Origin of the sequence: Rhabdochromatium marinum (assembly GCF_016583795.1) — a bacterium.
Lineage (GTDB): Bacteria > Pseudomonadota > Gammaproteobacteria > Chromatiales > Chromatiaceae > Rhabdochromatium > Rhabdochromatium marinum.
On record NZ_NRRS01000002.1, the window covers coordinates 105,001 to 107,500 of the forward strand.

At 55.0% G+C, this 2,500-nt stretch carries 2 rRNA genes (1 of these 2 cut by a window edge); both read right to left on the reverse strand.

What is annotated here, in order from left to right:
* Nucleotides 1–122 precede the first annotated feature (122 nt).
* Nucleotides 123–238: ribosomal RNA gene (gene rrf, locus CKO36_RS01285) — 5S ribosomal RNA — on the reverse strand.
* 117 nt (nucleotides 239–355) lie between these two features.
* Nucleotides 356–2,500, reverse strand: a 23S ribosomal RNA gene (locus CKO36_RS01290); it runs 743 nt beyond the window's last position.

Sequence of the window (2,500 nt, forward strand, 5' to 3'; positions counted from 1 at the left end):
TTAAAGATCTACTGTTCAGACAAACCAAAGCGTGACTTTGTTTACAGGGCTTTGGCTTCAGTAAGCCGGCTATTATACCTGCGTTTTTATCGCTGTCAAGCCATACTTACGTTTGAATAAGACCCTGGCGGTGACCTACTTTCGCATGGGGAGGCCCCACACTATCATCGGCGATACACCGTTTCACTTCTGAGTTCGGGATGGGATCAGGTGGTTCCAGTGCTCTGTGGCCGCCAGGAAAAAAGGGTTGATGACTCAATGGTTTGAACATTGACCCATCGGGCATTCGGTGAGGGATCGCTTCGCAAACGTCGGCGTCTCATAACCCGCTGACTCGAAAGCCTTTGGGTGTTATATGGTCAAGCCGCACGGTCCATTAGTACGGGTTAGCTTCACACATTACTGCGCTTCCACACCCCGCCTATCAACGTTGTAGTCTTCAACGGACCTTGAGGGACGTCAAGCGTCCAGGGAGACCTGATCTTGGGAGGGGCTTCCCGCTTAGATGCTTTCAGCGGTTATCCCGTCCGACCATAGCTACCCGGCTGTGCCACTGGCGTGACAACCGGAACACCAGAGGGTCGTCCACTCCGGTCCTCTCGTACTAGGAGCAGCTTCCCGCAAGTCTCCAACGCCCACGGCAGATAGGGACCGAACTGTCTCACGACGTTCTAAACCCAGCTCGCGTACCACTTTAAATGGCGAACAGCCATACCCTTGGGACCGACTTCAGCCCCAGGATGTGATGAGCCGACATCGAGGTGCCAAACACCGCCGTCGATATGAACTCTTGGGCGGTATCAGCCTGTTATCCCCGGAGTACCTTTTATCCGTTGAGCGATGGCCCTTCCATTCAGAACCACCGGATCACTAAGACCTAGTTTCCTACCTGCTCGACGTGTCTGTCTCGCAGTCAAGCACCCTTATGCCTTTGCACTCAATGCGCGATTTCCGACCGCGCTGAGGGTACCTTCGTGCTCCTCCGTTACGCTTTGGGAGGAGACCGCCCCAGTCAAACTACCCACCATGCACTGTCCCTGATCCGGATCACGGACCGAGGTTAGAACTCCAAATCGACCAGGGTGGTATTTCAAGGATGGCTCTACCAGAACTGGCGTCCCGGCTTCAAAGCCTCCCACCTATCCTACACAAGTCGATTCAAAGTCCCGTGCAAAGCTGTAGTAAAGGTTCACGGGGTCTTTCCGTCTAGCCGCGGGTACTCGGCATCTTGACCGAGAATTCAATTTCACTGAGTCTCTGGTGGAGACAGTGCCGCCATCGTTACGCCATTCGTGCAGGTCGGAACTTACCCGACAAGGAATTTCGCTACCTTAGGACCGTTATAGTTACGGCCGCCGTTTACCGGGGCTTCGATCAAGCGCTTCTCCGAGGATAACGCCATCAATTAACCTTCCGGCACCGGGCAGGCGTCACACCCTATACGTCCGCTTGCGCGTTTGCAGAGTGCTGTGTTTTTAGTAAACAGTCGCAGCGGCCTGGTCACTGCAACCCCCGTCCGCTCCATGGGCAAGCCACTTCACGTACCAGGGGCGTACCTTCTCCCGAAGTTACGGTACCATTTTGCCTAGTTCCTTCACCAGAGTTCTCTCAAGCGCCTTGGGATTCTCACCCTGCCCACCTGTGTCGGTTTCGGGTACGGTCAACTATTACCTGAAGCTTAGAGGCTTTTCCTGGAAGCGGGGCATCAATCACTTCGCGTCCGTAGACACTCGTCATCACGTCTCGGCATTGACTCTCCGGATTTGCCTAAAGAGTCTGCCTACTCGCTTGAACCGGGATAACCATCACCCGGATGACCTAGCCTTCTTCGTCCCCCCATCGCAGTAATAGTTGGTGCCGGACTATTAACCGGCTTCCCATCGACTACGCCTTTCGGCCTCGCCTTAGGGGCCGACTCACCCTGCGCCGATGAACGTTGCGCAGGAAACCTTGGGCTTTCGGCGAGGGGGCCTTTCACCCCCTTTATCGTTACTCATGTCAGCATTCGCACTTCCGATACCTCCAGCATGCTTTACAACACACCTTCAATGGCTTACGGAACGCTCCCCTACCATGCGAGCAAAACTCGCATCCGCAGCTTCGGTACATGGCTTAAGCCCCGTTACATCTTCCGCGCAGGCCGACTCGACCAGTGAGCTATTACGCTTTCTTTAAAGGATGGCTGCTTCTAAGCCAACCTCCTGGCTGTCTGGGCCTTCCCACATCGTTTCCCACTGAGCCATGATTTTGGGACCTTAGCTGGCGGTCTGGGTTGTTTCCCTCTCGACGACGGACGTTAGCACCCGCCGTCTGTCTCCCGTGATTGCACTTGCCGGTATTCGGAGTTTGCATCGGTTTGGTAAGCCGGGATGGCCCCCTAGCCGAAACAGTGCTCTACCCCCAGCAGTGAGACACGAGGCGCTACCTAAATAGCTTTCGGGGAGAACCAGCTATCTCCGGGCTTGATTAGCCTTTCACTCCAACCCACAGCTCATCCGAA